The organism is Planotetraspora sp. A-T 1434, assembly GCF_025420585.1.
Taxonomy (GTDB): domain Bacteria; phylum Actinomycetota; class Actinomycetes; order Streptosporangiales; family Streptosporangiaceae; genus JAOEGB01.
In genome coordinates, this window is record NZ_JAOEGB010000013.1 from 125,927 (window position 1) to 143,604 (window position 17,678).

Annotated in this window: 20 protein-coding genes; 16 read left to right on the top strand and 4 right to left on the bottom strand. The window is 70.2% G+C overall.

All coding sequences use genetic code 11. The annotated features are described in order from the left end of the window. Window positions 1-153 precede the first annotated feature (153 nt). The gene (locus tag N5079_RS18560; protein WP_261585181.1) at window positions 154-771 is read right to left on the bottom strand and encodes a hemerythrin domain-containing protein; all 618 of its coding nucleotides are present in this window, start codon (window positions 769-771) and stop codon (window positions 154-156) included. A 224-nt stretch (window positions 772-995) separates the two neighbouring features. Between N5079_RS18560 and N5079_RS18565 the strand changes: the two genes are divergently transcribed. From N5079_RS18565 to N5079_RS18640, 16 genes are all read left to right on the top strand, one after another. Then, complete coding sequence (locus tag N5079_RS18565) at window positions 996-1,610, top strand: SIS domain-containing protein (protein ID WP_261585182.1); 615 nt, start codon at window positions 996-998, stop codon at window positions 1,608-1,610. Next, window positions 1,607-1,891, top strand: coding sequence for a HypC/HybG/HupF family hydrogenase formation chaperone (locus N5079_RS18570; protein WP_261585183.1), 285 nt, complete (start codon window positions 1,607-1,609; stop codon window positions 1,889-1,891). Before N5079_RS18565 ends, N5079_RS18570 begins: the two co-directional genes overlap by 4 nt. A 4-nt stretch (window positions 1,892-1,895) precedes the next feature. Next, window positions 1,896-2,642 (top strand): SIS domain-containing protein, encoded by a 747-nt coding sequence (locus tag N5079_RS18575; RefSeq protein ID WP_261585184.1) that lies wholly within the window; start codon window positions 1,896-1,898, stop codon window positions 2,640-2,642. Window positions 2,643-2,737: 95 nt separating this feature from the next. After that, window positions 2,738-3,760 carry a hydrogenase expression protein HypE gene (locus N5079_RS18580; protein WP_261585185.1) on the top strand — a complete coding sequence of 341 codons (1,023 nt, stop codon included), beginning with the start codon at window positions 2,738-2,740 and terminating at the stop codon, window positions 3,758-3,760. Window position 3,761: 1 nt separating this feature from the next. Continuing rightward, complete coding sequence (locus N5079_RS18585; protein WP_261585186.1) at window positions 3,762-5,546, top strand: nickel-dependent hydrogenase large subunit; 1,785 nt, start codon at window positions 3,762-3,764, stop codon at window positions 5,544-5,546. A 33-nt stretch (window positions 5,547-5,579) separates the two neighbouring features. After that, window positions 5,580-6,215 carry a NifU family protein gene (locus N5079_RS18590; RefSeq protein ID WP_261585187.1) on the top strand — a complete coding sequence of 212 codons (636 nt, stop codon included), beginning with the start codon at window positions 5,580-5,582 and terminating at the stop codon, window positions 6,213-6,215. Then, window positions 6,212-6,850 (top strand): DUF5947 family protein, encoded by a 639-nt coding sequence (locus tag N5079_RS18595; RefSeq protein WP_261585188.1) that lies wholly within the window; start codon window positions 6,212-6,214, stop codon window positions 6,848-6,850. Before N5079_RS18590 ends, N5079_RS18595 begins: the two co-directional genes overlap by 4 nt. Further along, window positions 6,840-7,577: a DUF6084 family protein gene (locus tag N5079_RS18600; protein WP_261585189.1), complete on the top strand. Its 738-nt coding sequence runs from the start codon at window positions 6,840-6,842 to the stop codon at window positions 7,575-7,577. The genes N5079_RS18595 and N5079_RS18600 overlap by 11 nt, the downstream gene beginning before the upstream one ends. After that, entirely contained in the window at window positions 7,574-9,013 is a 1,440-nt protein-coding gene (locus N5079_RS18605) for a hypothetical protein (RefSeq protein ID WP_261585190.1), read from the top strand. Before N5079_RS18600 ends, N5079_RS18605 begins: the two co-directional genes overlap by 4 nt. Further along, a complete protein-coding gene (locus N5079_RS18610) occupies window positions 9,010-9,684 on the top strand; it encodes a hydrogenase maturation protease (RefSeq protein WP_261585191.1) in 675 nt (224 codons plus the stop codon). Before N5079_RS18605 ends, N5079_RS18610 begins: the two co-directional genes overlap by 4 nt. Further along, the gene (locus N5079_RS18615; protein ID WP_261585192.1) at window positions 9,678-9,851 is read left to right on the top strand and encodes a DUF6893 family small protein; all 174 of its coding nucleotides are present in this window, start codon (window positions 9,678-9,680) and stop codon (window positions 9,849-9,851) included. The genes N5079_RS18610 and N5079_RS18615 overlap by 7 nt, the downstream gene beginning before the upstream one ends. Before the next feature lie 8 nt (window positions 9,852-9,859). After that, window positions 9,860-10,252: a hydrogenase maturation nickel metallochaperone HypA gene (locus N5079_RS18620; protein ID WP_261585193.1), complete on the top strand. Its 393-nt coding sequence runs from the start codon at window positions 9,860-9,862 to the stop codon at window positions 10,250-10,252. Further along, entirely contained in the window at window positions 10,200-10,478 is a 279-nt protein-coding gene (locus N5079_RS18625) for a HypC/HybG/HupF family hydrogenase formation chaperone (RefSeq protein WP_261585194.1), read from the top strand. The genes N5079_RS18620 and N5079_RS18625 overlap by 53 nt, the downstream gene beginning before the upstream one ends. 6 nt (window positions 10,479-10,484) lie before the next feature. Next, complete coding sequence (gene hypD / locus N5079_RS18630) at window positions 10,485-11,609, top strand: hydrogenase formation protein HypD (protein ID WP_261585195.1); 1,125 nt, start codon at window positions 10,485-10,487, stop codon at window positions 11,607-11,609. Then, window positions 11,606-12,853 (top strand): hydrogenase expression/formation protein HypE, encoded by a 1,248-nt coding sequence (hypE, locus tag N5079_RS18635; protein WP_315967865.1) that lies wholly within the window; start codon window positions 11,606-11,608, stop codon window positions 12,851-12,853. Before hypD ends, hypE begins: the two co-directional genes overlap by 4 nt. Before the next feature lie 24 nt (window positions 12,854-12,877). Then, entirely contained in the window at window positions 12,878-13,297 is a 420-nt protein-coding gene (locus N5079_RS18640) for a hypothetical protein (RefSeq protein WP_261585196.1), read from the top strand. Window positions 13,298-13,592: 295 nt separating this feature from the next. Here N5079_RS18640 and hypF read toward each other — a convergent pair whose 3' ends face one another. From hypF to N5079_RS18655, 3 genes are all read right to left on the bottom strand, one after another. Then, entirely contained in the window at window positions 13,593-16,034 is a 2,442-nt protein-coding gene (hypF, locus tag N5079_RS18645) for a carbamoyltransferase HypF (protein WP_261585197.1), read from the bottom strand. An 80-nt stretch (window positions 16,035-16,114) separates the two neighbouring features. After that, entirely contained in the window at window positions 16,115-16,594 is a 480-nt protein-coding gene (locus N5079_RS18650) for a DUF1622 domain-containing protein (RefSeq protein ID WP_261585198.1), read from the bottom strand. 252 nt (window positions 16,595-16,846) lie between these two features. Next, window positions 16,847-17,611 carry a hypothetical protein gene (locus N5079_RS18655; protein ID WP_261585199.1) on the bottom strand — a complete coding sequence of 255 codons (765 nt, stop codon included), beginning with the start codon at window positions 17,609-17,611 and terminating at the stop codon, window positions 16,847-16,849. Window positions 17,612-17,678: the final 67 nt, after the last annotated feature.

Here is a 17,678-nt window from a genome sequence, read left to right on the forward strand (position 1 = left end):
TCACTGGAGGGACGCCGGCACTATTGACCACGGCTGTTTCCCCGCCGAGAACGACGGGGTCATGCCGCGCCGGCTTCGATCGGGCACGCGCAGGGCCGCGAGGCGCCATCTGCGCCGCGCGCGGCAGGGCTTGACTTGTCGGGACACGCCCCTCTAGCGCTTGCCGCCCTTCTGGAGAGCCTCGGCGAGTTGCTTCTTCGACATCCCCGAGCGGCCGGGGATGTCCGCCTCCTGGGCGCGCTGGTAGAGCTCTTCCCGGCTCATCTCCGAGACGTCCTGCCCGCCGCGCCCGGACTTGGCCTTGCCCTTCTTGGGACCGCCGGCGGACATCACGCTGATGACCAGGTCCCGCGCCTTGTGCTCGCTGAAGGCCCGGCCGAGCTCCGTCAGCCGCTGCCCGGGGACGGCCTTCGCGAATCCCGGCAGGATCTTGTTCTCCTCCTCCTGGACGTGGTGGTTGATCGCCTGTGCACACTCCTGAAGGAGCCTGTCGAAGTTCTTGTCGTCCGCCTTGGCGTCGAGCAACTGGAGCAGGATCCGTTCGGCCTGGTGGTGTTCCTCCGCTCCCTCGTGGACCTCGTCCTTCTCCTCCGGGACAGTCTTGGCGATCTCGGGATAGACGAGGTCTTCCTCCGCCCGCGAGTGGGCGACGAACTTGGCCGCCAGCTCCGCGAGGAGCGCGGGGCGGTTCTCCACGTCCTTCTTGAGTCGGTCGAACAGGGCCTCGACCTCACGATGGTCGGTCTTGATCATGCTGATGACGTCTGTCATGGCGCTTTCCCCCTTGCCGGCTGGCCGTACCCGGCCAAAGGAGACATACACCTACAAAATGGACCGTTCCCCGCTCGCGTCTCCCTTGCCCAGCACAAGATGATCTTTGCGAAATTACGGACATCAGTTGTCCTTTACCGTCTTGCTCGTATGTACGGTCGATAACAGGGGAGTCTCCCCAGAAGGGGAAACAACGGGGGCATCACCTGGGGAAGTGGTCCGTGATGGACCAGGCAGTCCTGGCTTCTGTTCCGGAGATCTTCGCACGTCGCGTGGGGCCCGCCCGCAGTCTCGCGACCGAGGCCGAACGGGTGGCCCGAGCCTGTCACGCCATGGCGACGCGGTTCCACCGTGGGGGGCGGCTCATCGTCTTCGGCAACGGGGAGGCGGCCACCGACGCCCAGCACATCTCGGTGGAGTTCGTCCATCCGGTGATCGTCGGTAAGCGGGCACTGCCCTCGTTCTCGCTGACGAGCGACGTGGCGACCATCACAGGGATCGCCGCCGAGACCGATTTCGGCGACGTCTTCGCCCACCAGCTCCGCCATCTCGGAGCGCCGGTCGACATCGCACTGGGTGTCTCACCGTACGGCAACTGCGTGAACGTGCTCAGAGCCCTGGAGACGGCCAGGGAGCTGGGCCTGCTCACGATCGCGCTCGTGGGCGGGGACGGCGGGGAGATCGCGCGGAGCCCGGCCGTCGACCACGTCCTCATCGCCCCCACCGGCGACCCCCGTGTCGCCAAGGAGGTGCACGTCACCACCTACCACATCCTGTGGGAGCTGGTGCACGTGTTCTTCGAGCAGCCCGGCGTTCTGGATCCCCAGGTGGTCGCATGACCGCTCATGATCCGGCCCGGACGGGCCCAAGCGTGACATGCCACGCCGAGGTCTGCGTGACCTGCTCGGACGAGGCGGTGCCGGTGACAGTGGTCAGCCTGCTGGAGGCGGATCTCGCGGTCGTGGACACCGGGCGGGGCCGGGAAGAGGTGAGCGTCGCCCTGGTGGAGGCCAGGGTCGGGGACACCATTCTCGTGCACGCCAAAGAGGCGATCGCCGTGCTGGGATCGGCCGGGGCGAGCGAGGGTCCGGCCCGCCAGCAGGTAGGGGTGAGGAGGTGACCACGTGAGCAGCGCCGATGACTCGATGGAGTCGCTGTACCCGTTCCTCTACTCGGCCTCCGCCGACCTCGACCGCGTCCTCACGGCGGTCCGCCAGTCCACCGTCGACAAGGCCAACGAGATCGTCGCGCTGCGCCAGACCGTGGCCGACCGCGACGGCGCCCGGATGGCCGCCTGCGCCGAGGCCATGGCCGCGGCCTTCAGCCGGGGCGCGCGGCTGTTCGCGTTCGGCAACGGCGGCAGCTCGACCGACGCGCAGGACGTGGCCGCCCTGTTCCTTCACCCGGAAGGCCACCCCGAAGGCCACCCCGAAAGTCACCCGGAAGGTCACCCGGGGAGCACGGCCCGGCCGCTGCCGGCGTTCGCCCTGACCGCGGACATCGCGGTGGTGACGGCCCTGTCGAACGACATCGGGTTCGAGGTGGTGTTCGCCCGTCAGCTCGCCGCGTCCGGCCGCGCGGGGGACATCGCGTTCGGGCTGTCGACGAGCGGCAACTCGCGCAACCTCATCGCCGCCTTCGAGGAGGCCGACAGGCGCGGGATGATCACGGTCGGGCTGGCCGGCTACGACGGCGGGCAGATGGCCGAGCTGGGCACCATCGACCATCTGTTCGTGGTGCCGTCGTCCTCGGTGCACCGCATCCAGGAGGCTCAGACCACCGTCTACCACGCGCTCTGGGAGCTGACCCAGGACGCCCTCACGCGGCTCGGCCCGGCAGCCGAGGCTCCGGTGCCGCCGCGCGCCAAGTGAAACGTGAAACACGTTCGATCCGCCCGAGGGTGGTGAGGCGCATGACCGCGCCGACCGACACGCAAGAGACCACATCGCAAGCGCAGGAAGAACCGGTGATCCATATTCTGTGGATCAACGCGGGGCTGAGCTGCGACGGCGACTCGGTGGCGCTCACGGCGGCGACCCAGCCGAGCATCGAGGAGATCGTGCTGGGGGCGCTTCCCGGGCTGCCGAAAATCGCCGTGCACTGGCCGCTGATCGACTTCGAGTGCGGCCCCATGCAGGGCGCGGACACCTTCATCGAGTGGTGGTACAAGGCCGACCGCGGCGAGCTGGAGCCGTTCGTGCTGGTCATCGAGGGGTCCATCCCGAACGAGTCGATCAAGCGCGAGGGGTACTGGTGCGGGTTCGGCAACAACCCGGAGACCGGGCAGCCCATGACGACCAGCGAGTGGCTGGACCGGCTGGCGCCCAAGGCGACCGCGATCCTCGCCGCCGGCACCTGCGCAACCTACGGCGGCATCCACGCCATGGCCGGCAATCCCACCGGCGCGATGGGCGTCGCCGACTACCTGGGGTGGGACTGGCGGTCCAAGGCGGGGCTGCCGATCGTCAACGTGCCCGGCTGCCCGATCCACCCCGACAACCTGTCGGAGACGATCCTCTACCTGCTCTACCAGCTCGCGGGCCAGGCGCCGATGATTCCTCTGGACGAGGCGCTGCGCCCGACCTGGCTGTTCGGCATGACCGTCCACGAGGGTTGCGACCGGGCGGGCTACTACGAGCAGGGCCAGTTCGCCACCGAGTACGGCTCGCCGAAGTGCCTCGTCAAGATCGGCTGCTGGGGACCGGTCGTGAAGTGCAACGTCCCCAAGCGCGGCTGGATCAACGGCATCGGCGGCTGCCCCAACGTGGGAGGCATCTGCATCGCCTGCACGATGCCGGGCTTCCCCGACAAGTTCATGCCTTTCATGGACGAGCCGCCGGGCGCCCGCGTCTCGGCGACCGCCAGCGAGGCCTACGGCACGGTTGTCCGCACCCTGCGCAACATCACCTTCAAGACGGTGGACAAGGAGCCGAAGTGGCGCAGGCGGGGCCGCGAGCTGCTCACTGGATACAAGGCGCCCTGGAGCTGACATGACGTACTCACCGGAGAAGGAACGTCAACTGGTCGAGATGGCCTGGGATCCCATCACCCGGATCGTCGGCAGTCTCGGCATCTACGCCAAGGTCGACTTCGCCAACAGGGAGGTCGCGGAGTGCTACAGCACGTCGTCGGTCTTCCGCGGCTACAGCATCTTCATGAAGGGCAAGGACCCCCGCGACGCTCACTTCATCACCAGCCGGATCTGCGGGATCTGTGGCGACAACCATGCCACGTGCTCGGTCTACACCCAGAACATGGCGTACGGCGTGGCCCCGCCGGCCATCGGGGAGTGGATCATCAACCTGGGCGAGTCGGCCGAGTACATGTTCGATCACAACATCTTCCAGGAGAACCTCGTCGGGGTGGACTACTGCGAGAAGATGGTCCGCGAGACCAACCCCGGCGTGCTGGCGCAGGCCGAGCGGACCGAGGCGCCGCACGCGGCCGAGCACGGCTACCGGACGATCGCCGACATCATGCGCTCGCTGAACCCACTGGAAGGCGAGTTCTACCGCGAGGCGCTCGCGATGAGCCGGACGACCCGCGAGATGTTCTGCCTCATGGAGGGCAGGCACGTGCACCCCTCGACGCTGTACCCGGGCGGCGTGGGCACGGTCGCCACCGTTCAGGTGTTCACGGACTACCTGACCAGGCTGATGAGGTACGTCGAGTTCCTGAAGCGGGTCGTCCCCATGCACGACGACCTGTTCGACTTCTTCTACGAGGCGCTGCCCGGCTACGACCAGGTAGGCCGGCGGCGGGTCCTGCTGGGCTGCTGGGGCAGCCTCAACGACCCGGACTACTGCGACTTCACCTACGAGAACATGAGCGACTGGGGCCGGCGGATGTTCGTCACCCCCGGTGTCATCGTGGATGGCAAGCTCGTCACCAACGATTTGGTGGACATCAACCTCGGCATCCGGATCCTGCTCGGCAGCTCCTACTACGAGGACTGGGCGGACATGGAGCCGTTCGTCACCCAGGACCCGCTGGGCAACCCGGTCGACATCCGGCATCCCTGGAACCAGCACACCATCCCGCATCCGCAGAAGCGGGACTTCACCGACAAGTACAGCTGGGTCATGTCGCCGCGCTGGTTCGACGGGGAGGGTCTGCTGGCGCTGGACACCGGCGGCGGCCCGCTCGCCCGGCTGTGGTCCACGGCGCTCAACGGGCTCGTCGACATCGGCTACGTCAAGGCCACCGGCCACAGCGTGCTGATCAACCTGCCGAAGACGGCCACCAGGCCGGAGACGACGTTCGAGTGGACGATCCCCGAGCGCGACGGCCGGCTGCTGTCCAACACGCTCGAACGCAACAGAGCCAGGACCTACTTCCAGGCGTACGCGGCGGCATGCGCGCTGCACTTCGTGGAGCAGGCGCTGAACGAGGTGCGCCAGGGGCACACCAAGACCTGGACGCCCTTCACGGTGCCCGAGGAGGCGATCAGCTGCGGGTTCACCGAGGCGGTCCGCGGCGTGCTGTCCCACCACATGGTGATCAGGAACGGAAAGATCGCCAACTACCACCCGTATCCGCCGACGCCCTGGAACGCCAGCGTCCGCGACGTCCACGGGACGCCCGGGCCGTACGAGGACGCCGTGCAGAACACTCCGATCTTCGAGGAGAACCCGCCGGAGACCTTCAAGGGGATCGACATCATGCGCACGGTCCGCAGCTTCGACCCGTGCCTGCCCTGCGGCGTGCACATGTACCTGGGCGGCGGCAGGGAGCTGCGCACCGTCCACAGCCCCCATGGGTTCACCGTGACGTAGACGAAGGAACATAGACGGAGGGAGACGCGAACGATGCCGGGAGCTCGCGACGTACAGGCGGCCGGCGACCGCGTGGACGCGCTGATCGCCGAGCTGGGCACGCTGGCCGACGCGCGGGCCCGCGCCAAGGCGGAGGAGCTCGTGCGGGCCCTCATCGAGCTGTACGGCGCGGCGCTGGAGCGCGTCGTCGAGATCGTCACCGAGGCCGGCGCGGCCGAGGTGCTGCGCGGGCTGACCCGTGACGACCTCGTCTCCGGCCTGCTCGTGGTGCACGACCTCCACCCGCTGACGACGGCGGAGCGGGTCCGCGCGGCGCTCGACGAGGTGCGCCCCTACCTGGGCCTGCATGAAGGCGGGGTGGAGCTCCTGGACGTCGACCCCGCCGGGGTGGTGCGGCTGCGGCTGGAGGGCACCTGCAACGGCTGCCCGTCCTCCCAGATCACCGTCACGCACGCGATCGAACGGGCCATCGCGCGGGCCGCGCCGGAGGTGTCGGAGGTCGAGGTCGAAGGGGTGGCCGTCGAAGGGGCGGCCGTCGGGGGCGTGACCGGCCCGGCGAGCCCGCTGCTGCAGATCCAGCCGCGGCCTCCCGGACCGTGCCCCGTACCGGATGAGCAGGTGCCGGATGATCAGGTGCCGGATGAGCAGGTGCCGGAGGAGGTCTCATGACGACCGGGCTGCGCCGGTTCCGCGAGCCTCCGCAGGCAGGCCCTCAGCAGGCCGTGGAGCGGTGTGAGATGTGCGCCGAGCCGCTCGGAGAGCACCACGGCCACGTGGTGAACCTCGAGAGCCGCGCCTTGATGTGCACCTGCCGCGGGTGCTACCTGCTGTTCACCCCGAGGGGAGCCGCCGGGGGCCGGTACCGGGCCGTGCCGGAGCGCTACCTCCACGCGCCGTCGTTCCGGATCTCGGCGGCCGACTGGGACGAGCTGCAGATCCCCGTTCGCACGGCGTTCTTCTTCCGCAACTCCGCACTCGGCCGGACCGTCGCCTTCTATCCCAGTCCCGGCGGGGCGACCGAGTCGCTTCTCCCGATGGAGACATGGGAAAGAGTCCTGGAGGCCAACCCGGCGCTGGCCGAGGCCGAGCCGGACGTCGAGGCGCTGCTGGTCGACCGCCGTCCGGACGGTTTCGCGTGCCATCTCGTGCCAATCGACGCCTGCTACCGGCTGGTCGGCCTGGTGCGGCTGCACTGGAAGGGCTTCGACGGTGGGCGGGAGGCGTGGGAGGCCATCGACGGCTTCTTCGCCGATCTGCGCCGTCGCGGCGAGGTCATACCACGGGGAGGGGACGATGGCGACTGAGCTCCGCTTCGACTGCCTGGACGCGCGGGCGGAGGCCTACGCGGCCTCTCCGACGTTGATGTTCCGGCTGCGCATCGCCGATCCGTCCGCGGCCGGGGTCCACGCCATCGCGCTGCGGTGCCAGATCCGCGTCGAACCGCAGCGCAGGCGGTACGACGAGAGCGAGACCGCGCTTCTCGCGGATCTCTTCGGCCGGCCGTCCCGGTGGGGGGACACGCTGAAGCCGATGCAGTTCGCCCACGTGACGGCCATGGTGCCGGGCTTCGCGGGGACCACGGAGATCGACCTGCCGGTGCCCTGCAGCTACGACCTGGAAGTGGCCGCGGGGAAGTACTTCGCGTCGCTGGACGACGGAGAGGTCCCGCTGCTCCTGCTCTTCAGCGGCACCGTCTTCGCCAGGAGCGAGACCGGCTTCTCCGTACGGCAGGTGCCCTGGGAGTGCGAGACCCGCTACCGGCTGCCGGTGGCCGTGTGGCGGGACCTGATGGACCGCTACTTCCCCGGCTCCGGCTGGCTGCGGCTGGGCCGCGACACCCTGCGGGACCTGCACCGGTTCAAGACGGAACGGGCGCTGGCCACCTGGGACGAGACTGTGAACGCGCTGCTCCGGCTCCCGCCCGAGGAGACGCTTCCCTTCAAGGACGCCGGCCGTTTCGAGGACGCCCGCGACATCGAGGACGCACACGACATGAGGGAGGCACGTGACATGAGGCAGGCACGGGGATGAGCGCGCCGATGGAGACGGCCCGCCGCGTCGCCGACGCCGTCCTCTACGAGGGCTACCTCCTCTACCCCTACCGCGCGTCCGCCGCCAAGAACCGGATTCGCTGGCAGTTCGGCGTGCTCGTCCCGCCCGGCTTCACCTCGACCGGCGAGCCGTCGTCCAGCGTCACCGAATGCCTCCTCGAACCGGCGGAGGACGCCCTGCTGGACGTGCGGCTGCGCTTCCTGCACGTCAAGGCCCGGACCGTCGAGCAGGCGGAGGGCAAGGATCACCGGCCCGTCCCCGAGCTGGCCGCCGGCGAGCGGATCTACATCACCTTCGACGAGGCGACGGAGCGGGAGGCGGGAGCCGTTCTGCCCGTGGCGGAGCTGGTCGGAGCCGAGCGGATCATCGAGGTCCGCGTTCCGGGCGACCAGTCGGTCGAGCCGATCATCGGGCCGGCCGGCGAACGGCTGGGCCGCGTGGTCGCCGAGCACCGGCCGGTGCGGGCGGCCCTCCGGGCCCGAGCCGAACGGCTGGCCGGGCCGTACGGTCTGATCAAACTGCGCGTCGGGGTGGAGAACACCACCGCGTGGGAGGGGGACGACGCGTCACGGGAAATGGCCCTGCGCGGATCGCTGATCGCCGCCCACCTGCTCATCGGGGTGTCCGGCGGGGCCTTCGTATCGCTGCTCGACCCGCCGGAGTGGGCTAGGGAGGCCGCTGAGGTCTGCCACAACGAGCACACGTGGCCCGTGCTGGTCGGCGAGCCGGGACACCGCGAGGTCGTGCTGTCGTCGCCGATCATCCTGTACGACTACCCGGCCATCGCCCCCGAGAGTCCGGGCGACCTCTTCGACTCGACGGAGATCGACGAGCTGCTCAGCCTGCGCACGATGACGCTCACCGAGGAGGAGAAGCGGGAGGCGGCGGCCACCGACCCGCGTGTGGCCGAGATCCTGGAGAGGACCGGCGACCTGCCGCCCGAGCTGCTCGAAAGGCTCCACGGCGCGATCCGCTACGTGGGCGCCCCCGTGGATGAGGGGCCGGTCGAGGACGGTGAGCTGGCGCACGTCCCGTCACAGGACGATTCACCGCGGGACGATTCGGCGGACGATTCGGCGGAGGACGGCTCGCCCACCCCGTGGTGGAATCCCGGCGCGGACACCGGCGTGTCACCGGAGACCGACAGCGTCATCGTCGCCGGGACGATGATCGCCAGAGGCAGCCGGGTCCGGCTGAACCCCGGGAGACGGCGCGCCGACGCCCACGACATGTTCCTGGCCGGCCGTACCGCCCGGGTCGAGGCCGTGCTGCTCGACGTCGACGGGGTGCGGCACCTCGCCGTCACCCTCGAAGACGACCCCGCGGCCGACCTGCACCGGGCCCACGGGCGCTTCCTCTACTTCGCGCCGGACGAGGTCGAGCCGATCGGCGGCGACGGGGAGGAGAAGGCATGAGGACCCTGGTGGCGGGCGTGGGCAACGTCTTCCTCGGCGACGACGGCTTCGGCGTGGCGGTGGCCCGGAGCCTGGCCGGAGCGGACCTGCCGGAAGGCGTCGAGGTGGCGGACTTCGGGATCCGCGGCATCCACCTCGCCTACGAGCTCACCGCCGGCCGCTACGACGCCACGATCCTGGTGGACGCCGCGCCGCGCGGCAAGGTGCCCGGCACGCTCTACGTCCTGGAGCCCTCACTGGGTGGACAGGCGGGTGCCCTGCCTGGGGACGCAGGCGCCTTCGTCGACGGCCACGCGATGACCCCCGAGGCGGTCCTCGCGCTCGCCGGCGCTCTCGCGGGCGACCGGGCCGCCCGGGGTGACCGGCCTGACTTGGGTGACCGGGGCTACTGCTTCGACGGCGCCGGGCGCGTGCTGCTCGTCGGATGCGAGCCGTACGACACCTCACCGGGCATGGAGCTGAGCCGGCCGGTCGCGGACGCCGTCGGCAGAGCGGCCGAGCTGGTCCTCGAACTGATCGCGGAAGGGGCGGCGGCCCCGGCCACCGTCCACGGCGAGAAGCCCGACGCCAAGAAGCCCAACGTCGAGAAGCCCGACGTCGAGAAGCCCGACGTCGAGAAGCCCAACGTCGAGGAGCACCCGGCAAGGAACAAGGAGGAGGAACGATGCTGAAACGCCTACTCATCGCGGTGACCACGCTGGGCGTGGTGGCGCTGCTCATCCAGTCGTTCCCCGACATCAAGCGCTACCTGGAGATCAGGAAGATGGTCCTCCGGGGGTCTCCCGTAGCCCCGGCCGGGCGTGGCGGGCACGCCGCGCCGCCGGGCACAGCGAGGTGACGAGGGTCATGCACGAGTTCGGGATCGCCGAGGCCATCGTGGAGGCCGTCGAGCGCCGCGCGAACGGCAGGCGGGTACGGCGGGCGCGGGTGCGGGCGGGAGTGCTGCTGCGCATCGCCGGGCCCGCGATGGACCACGCGTTCGCCATGGTCTCCGAGGGAACCGTCGCGGAGGGCGCGGAGCTCGACCTGGTGACCGAGCCCGTCCGCGTCACCTGCCGCACCTGCGGGCACGCGACGACGTCCGACGACGCCTTCGCGGTGTGCCCTGAATGCGGCGGCACCGACATCGACACCGAGGGCGGCGACCGTCTCGTCCTCGAATCCATCCAGATCGCGGAGGCGTCTCATGTGCCTGGGCATCCCCGGCGAGATCGTGGAGATCCTGCCGGGCCATACTGACCTCGCCAAGGTCGATGTGAGCGGAGTCCGGCGGGCCATCAACGTCGGCCTGCTCGAGAACGAGCGGCTCCAGCCGGGCGACTGGATCCTCATCCACGTCGGCTTCGCCCTGTCGAAGATCGACGAGGAGGAGGCCAGGGCCGCGCTGGACTTCCTGGAGGGCATCGGCCAGGCCTACGACGACGAACTGGCCGCGCTCCGTGGCTCTTCGATAGACCGGGGGTGAGCCGCGGTGCGCTTCGTCGACGAATACCGCGACGCCGAGAAGGCGAGGGCCCTCTCAGCGAAGATCGCGAGCCTGTGTGAGCCGGGCCGCGCGTACAAGTTCATGGAGGTCTGCGGCGGCCACACCCACACGATCTACAAGCACGGGCTGGAGGACTATCTGCCCGAGACCATCACCCTCGTCCACGGCCCCGGCTGCCCGGTCTGTGTGATCCCGATGGGCCGGGTCGACGACGCCATCCACATCGCCGAGCGACCCGGCGTCGTGATGACCTCGTTCGGGGACATGATGCGCGTGCCGGGCGGGCGGGGCTCGTTCTTCGACTCCATGGCTCAGGGCGCGGAGATCCGCATGGTTTACTCGCCGCTGGACGCGCTCAAGGTCGCCCGGCAGAACCCGGACAAGCACGTGGTGTTCATGGCGATCGGCTTCGAGACCACGGCCCCGTCGACCGCCATGACGGTGCTGCGCGCGGCGGCCGAGGAGATCGGCAACTTCTCGATCTTCTGCAACCACGTGACGATCATCCCCGCGATCAAGGCGATCCTGGACTCCCCCGACCTGCGCCTGGACGGTTTCATCGGTCCCGGTCACGTGTCGACGATCATCGGCTGCCGGCCGTACGAGTTCATCGCCCGCGACTACGGCAAACCGCTGGTCGTGGCGGGGTTCGAGCCGCTGGACATCCTGCAGTCGATCTACATGCTGCTCGTGCAGTTGGCCGAGGGGCGGTCGCAAATCGAGAACCAGTACGCCCGCGTCGTGCCGTGGGCGGGCAACCTCAAGGCGCTCAAGGCGATCAACGAGGTCATGGAGCTCCGCCCGTACTTCGAGTGGCGCGGGCTCGGCTTCATCTCCCACTCCGCGCTGAAGGTGCGGGAGCGGTACGCCGCCTTCGACGCCGAGCGGATCTTCGAGATCCCCGGCAGCCGGGTGGCCGACCCCAAGGCCTGCCAGTGCGGCGAGGTCCTCAAGGGCGTGCTGAAGCCGTGGGAGTGCAAGGTGTTCGGCACCGCCTGCACGCCGGAGACGCCGATCGGCACCTGCATGGTGTCCTCCGAGGGCGCCTGCGCCGCCTACTACAACTTCGGCCGTTTCTCCCGGGAGCGGGTGAGGGAGGCGACACGGTGACGGACGTCAAGAGCACGGACATCAAGAGGACGGGCATCGCGGCGGACATCGAGGGGACGGACACCCAAGACACGGGCACCGCAGGCACGGGCACCGCAGGCATGGGCACCGAGAGGACGGCCGGATGGGCCGAGGCCGCCATCCGGGAACACGCCGCCGACACGCGCGCGCCGAGCCGTGAGGAGCAGGTCCTCGAACGGATCGACCGGGCGCGCCGCCGCAAGGCCAGGGTGAAGGAGGAGCACATCACCATGGCCCACGGCTCCGGGGGCAAGGCCACGCAGACCCTGGTCGAGGCGGTCTTCCTCGAAGCGTTCCGCAACCCGCTGCTGGAGCCTCTGGAGGACGGCGCCGTGCTGGGCGTCGGCTCCGCCCGTCTCGCCTTCACCACCGACTCCTACGTGGTCTCCCCGCTGTTCTTTCCTGGAGGCGACATCGGGGATCTCGCGGTCAACGGGACGGTCAACGACCTGTCGGTGTGCGGGGCGCGCCCGCTGTACCTGTCGGCCGGGTTCGTGCTCGAAGAGGGCTTCCCGGTGGCCGACCTCAGGCGCATCACCACGTCGATGGCCGAGGCCGCCGCCGCGGCGGACGTCCAGATCGTGACCGGTGACACCAAGGTGGTGCAGCGGGGCAAGGCCGACGGCTGCTACGTCAACACGTCGGGCGTCGGGCTGCTGGACCGGCCGATCAGCCTCAGTGTGGCCGGGGCACGGCCGGGCGACGCGGTCATCGTGTCCGGGCCGATCGGCGAGCACGGCGTCACGATCATGCTGGCCCGGGGCGAGCTGGACATCGAGGCCGACCTGACGTCGGACACCGCCCCGCTGAGCGGCCTCACCACGGCGCTGCTCGACGCCTGCCCCGATGGGGTCCGCTGCCTCCGCGACGCCACCCGCGGCGGGGTCGCGACGATCCTCAACGAGGTCGCCCGCGCCTCGGACGTCGCCGTGGTCATCGAGGAGGACGCCATTCCGGTACGGCCCGGCGTGCGGGGGGCGTGCGAGCTGCTCGGCATCGACCCGCTCTACGTCGCCTGCGAGGGACGCATGATCGCGGTGGTGGACGGCCCGGCGGCGGACGCGGCCCTCGCGGCCCTGCGCGCGGATCCCCTCGGCGAGGGCGCGGCGCTCATCGGCCACGTCAAGGACGACCCTCCGGGGCTCGTGCTGCTGAAGACGTCCTTCGGCGGCACCCGCATCGTCGACGTTCTCGTCGGCGATCCGCTGCCCCGGATCTGCTGAGCCTTCTGAAAGGAGGTGCTGACCATGAAGGAGACAGGCCCCCCGACCAAGCCGGGCCGGTTCGAGGGAGAGGACCAGCACGGGTACTCCCCCGATGTGGAACGCGGCAGCGAGGAGGCCGTCCAGGCGGGCGACCGGGCCTTCTCACCCGAGGCGGCCGGCGCGCCGGACCGCGGACGTGAGGAGTCCGAGGAGGAGCGGTCCGGCGTCTCCGCGACCGACACGGAGGCGAGGTCCCCGCAGGACGTGGGCAAGAGCGCGTCCAGGCAGGGAGAGGAGATCGCCGGCCAGGAGCAGGAGCCCGGGCGGGAGCCCGCCGGCGCCACCGGAAAGGCGCGACGCCCGACCGGCACGTCGACCACGGAGGACTCCACCGGAGTCGGGAAGCAGGAGCCCATCGACGAGGAGAGCCCGACCCTGCCCGCAGGCGACCAAGGCGGCTAACCCTCGCGCGTGATCATGCACCGGTTCCTCGCCACGAGCGGTGACCTGCCCCTTCGCAGGCCGTGATCATGCACCGGTTCCTCGCCACGAGCGGTGACCTGCCCCTTCGCAGGCCGTGATCATGCACGGGCTCCTGGCGACGGGCAATGACCTGCCTGTCCGGGGACGTGATCATGCGACGATTCGGCGATCGGTGGTGCGCCGCAGGACGAGGCGCCTTCGCCCATACGACGACCGGCCGCTTGCGGTGACCACAAGCGGTGACTACGAACGGCCGGCCGCTCGGCGGCGGGCGTCAGCGTCGCCTGTCGCGGGCTGCGGCCACGGCCGCCTGTCCGAGGCTGATGCCTCCGTCGTTCGGTGGCACGCGCCTGTGCAGCAGCACCTGGAAACCGCGATCCTCCAGCAGGGCCGTGGCCCGCTCCAGCAGCAGATGGTTCTGGAACACGCCTCCCGACATCGCCACCGTCGAAAGGCCGCTGACGTCCCGGAGGAGGGCGCAGCCGTCGGCGATGACGCGGGCGACCGAATTGTGGAACCGGGCGGCGATCACCGCCGCGTCCGCGCCCGCCCGCAGGTCGTCGGCGACCGCCCGGACCAGCTCCGCACCGGGCACGACGAAGGGCGTTGAGGCCGGCCCGACGCTGGGCACCACGTCCGGCATGGCGACAGGCGCGGAGCCGAGCACGCCAGGAGGCACAGAACCGGACACTGGGCCAGACACAGAACCGGACACTGGGCCGGAGACGGGGCCTGGGACCTTGCCGGGCATCGAGTTGGATGCTGTGGACGGCGTCTTCCACGCGAGGTGGCAGCCGTACGCGCCGGTCTCGGACGAGTCCGCGAGTTGCTCCAGCTCGATCGCGGCCTGGCCCTCGTAGTTGATGGTGTCGCGGGGGGCGATCATCGTCGCGACGGCGTCGAAGAGGCGTCCCATGCTTGACGTCAGCGGAGCACTGACCTGGCGGCGGGCGAGCGCCACCACGGCCTCCCACCGCGCGGCGTTGCGCCGTACGACGGCCAGATCCCCGGGGATGTCCCCGCCGTAGACGACGTCGAGATAGGCGGCGGCCATCCGCCACGGCTGCTTGATCGCCGCCGCGCCTCCCGGCATCGGGACGGTGGCCAGATGGCCCATGCGCTCGAATCCGGCGAGGTCGGCGATGAGGAACTCGCCGCCCCACAGCGTCGCGTCCGGACCGTACCCGAGGCCGTCGAAAGCCACGCCGATCACCGGCCCGGCGACGCCGTTGTCGGCCAGGCAGGAGGCGACGTGGGCGTGATGGTGCTGCACGCCCACGAGGTCGACGCCGTCCTGTGCCAGGGCGTACTTCGTGGACAGATACTCCGGATGCAGGTCGTGGGCGACGACCTGCGGCGTGACCTGGAAGAGCCGCCGGAAGTGCACGACGCCTTCGGTGAAGGACCGCAGGGTCTCGTAGTTCTCCAGGTCTCCGATGTGGTGGGACACGAACGCGTGCCTGCCCTTGGCGACGCAGAACGTGTGTTTCAGCTCGGCGCCGCAGGCGAGGACGGGCCGGGGAAAGTCCCAGGCCAGCGGCAGCGGGTGCGGCACGTAGCCGCGCGACCGCCGGATGGGCAGATCATGACCCCGGAACACCCGGACGACCGAGTCGTCGGTCCGCATGTGAATCGGCCTGTCGTGGGTGAGGAAGGCGTCGGCGATGCCGCTCAGTCGCGTCACGGCGTCGTCGTCGATGTACGCGATCGGCTCGTCGGAGACGTTTCCGCTGGTCAGTACGGCGGGGCTGCCCAGCCCGCGGAGCAGGAGGTGGTGCAGCGGCGTGTAGGGCAGCATCAGGCCGAGCCACCGGTTGCCCGGCGCGGCCGAGGGCGCGACGTCCGCCTCGGGACGCCGCCGCAGCAGCACGATCGGCCGGGCCCGATCGGTGAGCAGGCGCTCCTCCGCCTCGTCCACGTGACACAGCCGTCGCGCCTCGGCCGGATCGGACACCATGATCGCGAAAGGCTTGTCCTCCCGGTGCTTGCGGGACCGCAGCGCCGCCACCGCGGGCTCGCACGCGGCGACCGCCGCCAGGTGATATCCGCCGAGCCCCTTGATCGCCAGCACGCTTCCGCCGCGCAGCATCTCCACGGCGTCCGGCAGGGGGTCTCCCGCCGTTTCCCGGCCGGTCCGGTCGAGCAGCCGGAGCCGCGGCCCGCAGGCGGGGCAGCACACCGGCTGCGCGTGGAAGCGCCGGTCGGCGGGATCGTGATACTCCCGCGCGCAGTCCGCGCACATGGCGAAGGCCGCCATCGTGGTGTTCGGCCGGTCGTACGGCACGTCGCGGACGATCGTGAACCGGGGGCCGCAGTTGGTGCAGTTGGTGAAGCCGTAGCCGTACCGCCGATCCGCCGGGTCGTCCATCTCGCGCAGGCAGTCGGCGCAGGTCGCCACGTCCGGCGACACGAGCGCGCGCCGGTCGCCGCCCGTCGCGCTCCGCGCGATGACGAATCCCGGCTCTCCCGTGGCGGGCATCCGGCCGGCGGTGATCCGCTCGATCACCGCGAGGGGCGGCGGGCTGCCCCTGAGGACCGTCAGGAACTCTTCCACTCGGGCCGGGGAGCCCTCGACCTCGATGAAGACGCCACTCTCGTCATTGCCGACCAGCCCGTCGAGACCGAGCCGGGTCGCGAGGCCGTACACGAAGGGGCGGAACCCGACCCCCTGCACGATTCCCTCGACCCGGATCACAGAGCGGACATGCCTGCTCACCTGCACATTGTCCATCGAGAGCAGGGAGCGCCGCCAGCTGGGACGGCGCTGGGGAGGCGCTTCCCTCACTGGCGAGGTGCTCAGCCATCCATGTCCGGGCGGTCGGGGGCACGGTCGGTGTCACTGCCGGGGGCGCGGCCGGGGCCACGGTCGGTGTCACTGTGGGAGCCACCGGGCCCGTAGGCACGCGCGGCTCGGACGACCGTCTCGGCCCCGCTGGTCAGGGCCCGCCGCCACGGAGGCACGCCCTCGATCTCCACCTGCAGTGAGAAGCTGAGGAACGTCCTGATGAGGACGATCAGGCCGAGCACCCCGACGTTCTGCGGCGTCGGCGACACGGCGACCGTGCGGATCAGGTCGGCCGCCACGAGAACCTCCAGGCCCAGCAGCAGTACGCCGCCGAACGTCTCGCGAAGCGCCTGATACCCGGCCCTGCCGCCCATGACCCGCCACGTACGGCCGGCCAGCACGAGCGACCACACCAGGCCCAGGACGAGCACGCCGACGCCGATCGCCTCAAAGGCCCGCGCCACGTGTTCCATCACGTCCGTGAACGTCATCCCCGCTCCCGTCGCCCGCACGACCTCGGCCATTCCTCTTCACGAAGCCGGTCGAGGCTACCAGCGCCGTACGGCCGGCATGAGGCAGAGGGGCCGGCACAGACGGCCTTCGGCTGGCCGACCCCTCGACGCGCCCAGGCCGGCTCAGCGGCGCCATCCGCCGAGCCGGCTCGCGAGACGCGACCGCAACCAGAACGCCCTCAAACCACGACGGGGTCGGGTGCGTTCTGGGCGGTCCTGTGGCTCTCGGGGCTACAGGCCGAGCTTCTTCAGCGCGGTGCGCCAGTCCTTCGCGATCGCCTTCTGCGCGGGCGCGAGCTGCACGTCACCGGCGCATACGGCCTTCCACAGGGTCAGCTCCACGCGGTTCTTGTCGGACGCGGTCTTCCCGCCCACCTTGAACACCGGCTCCGGCCACAGGTTCTTGACGCTCCTCGGCGCGCCGCCCAGGGACAGCGGGATGAGGTGGTCCTCCAGGTAGTGCGACGTCTTCGCGTCCCTGTAGGCGTACTGGGCGATCTGCTTGGCCTTCAGTCCGTCAAGGTAGAACTTCGAGGGCTGAACTATCTTGCTCCAGCCGGCCTTGCAGATGGTCGTCGCGACCGTGGCCTGGGTGACGGCGGGGTTGCGCGCGCCGGGCTGGCACTTCGGGTCGGGAAGGGGCAGGTAGGCCCGGGAGCACTTCGCCTTGGTGGGATTCCCACTCGGTGTGGGACTCGGGGTCGCGCTCGGAGTCGGGCTCGGAGTCGGGCTCGGGGCCGGGCCGGTCGAGGAACCGGCGGGCTTCCACCGCCAGTACGAGCCGTCCTGAACGCACTGGTAGGTGTCGCCGTCTTCGGAGTAGCCGTACTTGCCGTGGGCCGCGGCCGGGCAGAACGCTCCAGGGGTCACGCATTCCCAGTGGTCACCGACCTGCCTGTAGCAGCTCGCCGAGGAAGAGGCCGAGGAGGAGTGAGTGGTGAGGGCCGCGTCGGCCGTCTGGACCGCGAAGGGCGCGGTGAGCAGGCCGGCGGCCACGACTAAGGCGGATAACAAAGAACGGACGCGCAACGGCGCTCCTCTGATCAAGGGGTGAGAAGAACAG

What these genes read in the sequence shown, in the direction of transcription:
- N5079_RS18610 (WP_261585191.1), top strand. Translation starts at nt 9,010, where the DNA reads ATGAGGACCCTGGTGGCGGGCGTGGGCAACGTCTTCCTCGGCGACGAC.
- N5079_RS18620 (WP_261585193.1), top strand. Translation starts at nt 9,860, where the DNA reads ATGCACGAGTTCGGGATCGCCGAGGCCATCGTGGAGGCCGTCGAGCGC.
- N5079_RS18605 (WP_261585190.1), top strand. Translation starts at nt 7,574, where the DNA reads ATGAGCGCGCCGATGGAGACGGCCCGCCGCGTCGCCGACGCCGTCCTC.
- N5079_RS18640 (WP_261585196.1), top strand. Translation starts at nt 12,878, where the DNA reads ATGAAGGAGACAGGCCCCCCGACCAAGCCGGGCCGGTTCGAGGGAGAG.
- N5079_RS18650 (WP_261585198.1), bottom strand. Translation starts at nt 16,594, where the DNA reads ATGACGTTCACGGACGTGATGGAACACGTGGCGCGGGCCTTTGAGGCG.
- N5079_RS18585 (WP_261585186.1), top strand. Translation starts at nt 3,762, where the DNA reads ATGACGTACTCACCGGAGAAGGAACGTCAACTGGTCGAGATGGCCTGG.
- N5079_RS18560 (WP_261585181.1), bottom strand. Translation starts at nt 771, where the DNA reads ATGACAGACGTCATCAGCATGATCAAGACCGACCATCGTGAGGTCGAG.
- N5079_RS18590 (WP_261585187.1), top strand. Translation starts at nt 5,580, where the DNA reads ATGCCGGGAGCTCGCGACGTACAGGCGGCCGGCGACCGCGTGGACGCG.
- N5079_RS18625 (WP_261585194.1), top strand. Translation starts at nt 10,200, where the DNA reads ATGTGCCTGGGCATCCCCGGCGAGATCGTGGAGATCCTGCCGGGCCAT.
- N5079_RS18595 (WP_261585188.1), top strand. Translation starts at nt 6,212, where the DNA reads ATGACGACCGGGCTGCGCCGGTTCCGCGAGCCTCCGCAGGCAGGCCCT.
- N5079_RS18615 (WP_261585192.1), top strand. Translation starts at nt 9,678, where the DNA reads ATGCTGAAACGCCTACTCATCGCGGTGACCACGCTGGGCGTGGTGGCG.
- N5079_RS18600 (WP_261585189.1), top strand. Translation starts at nt 6,840, where the DNA reads ATGGCGACTGAGCTCCGCTTCGACTGCCTGGACGCGCGGGCGGAGGCC.
- N5079_RS18565 (WP_261585182.1), top strand. Translation starts at nt 996, where the DNA reads ATGGACCAGGCAGTCCTGGCTTCTGTTCCGGAGATCTTCGCACGTCGC.
- N5079_RS18570 (WP_261585183.1), top strand. Translation starts at nt 1,607, where the DNA reads ATGACCGCTCATGATCCGGCCCGGACGGGCCCAAGCGTGACATGCCAC.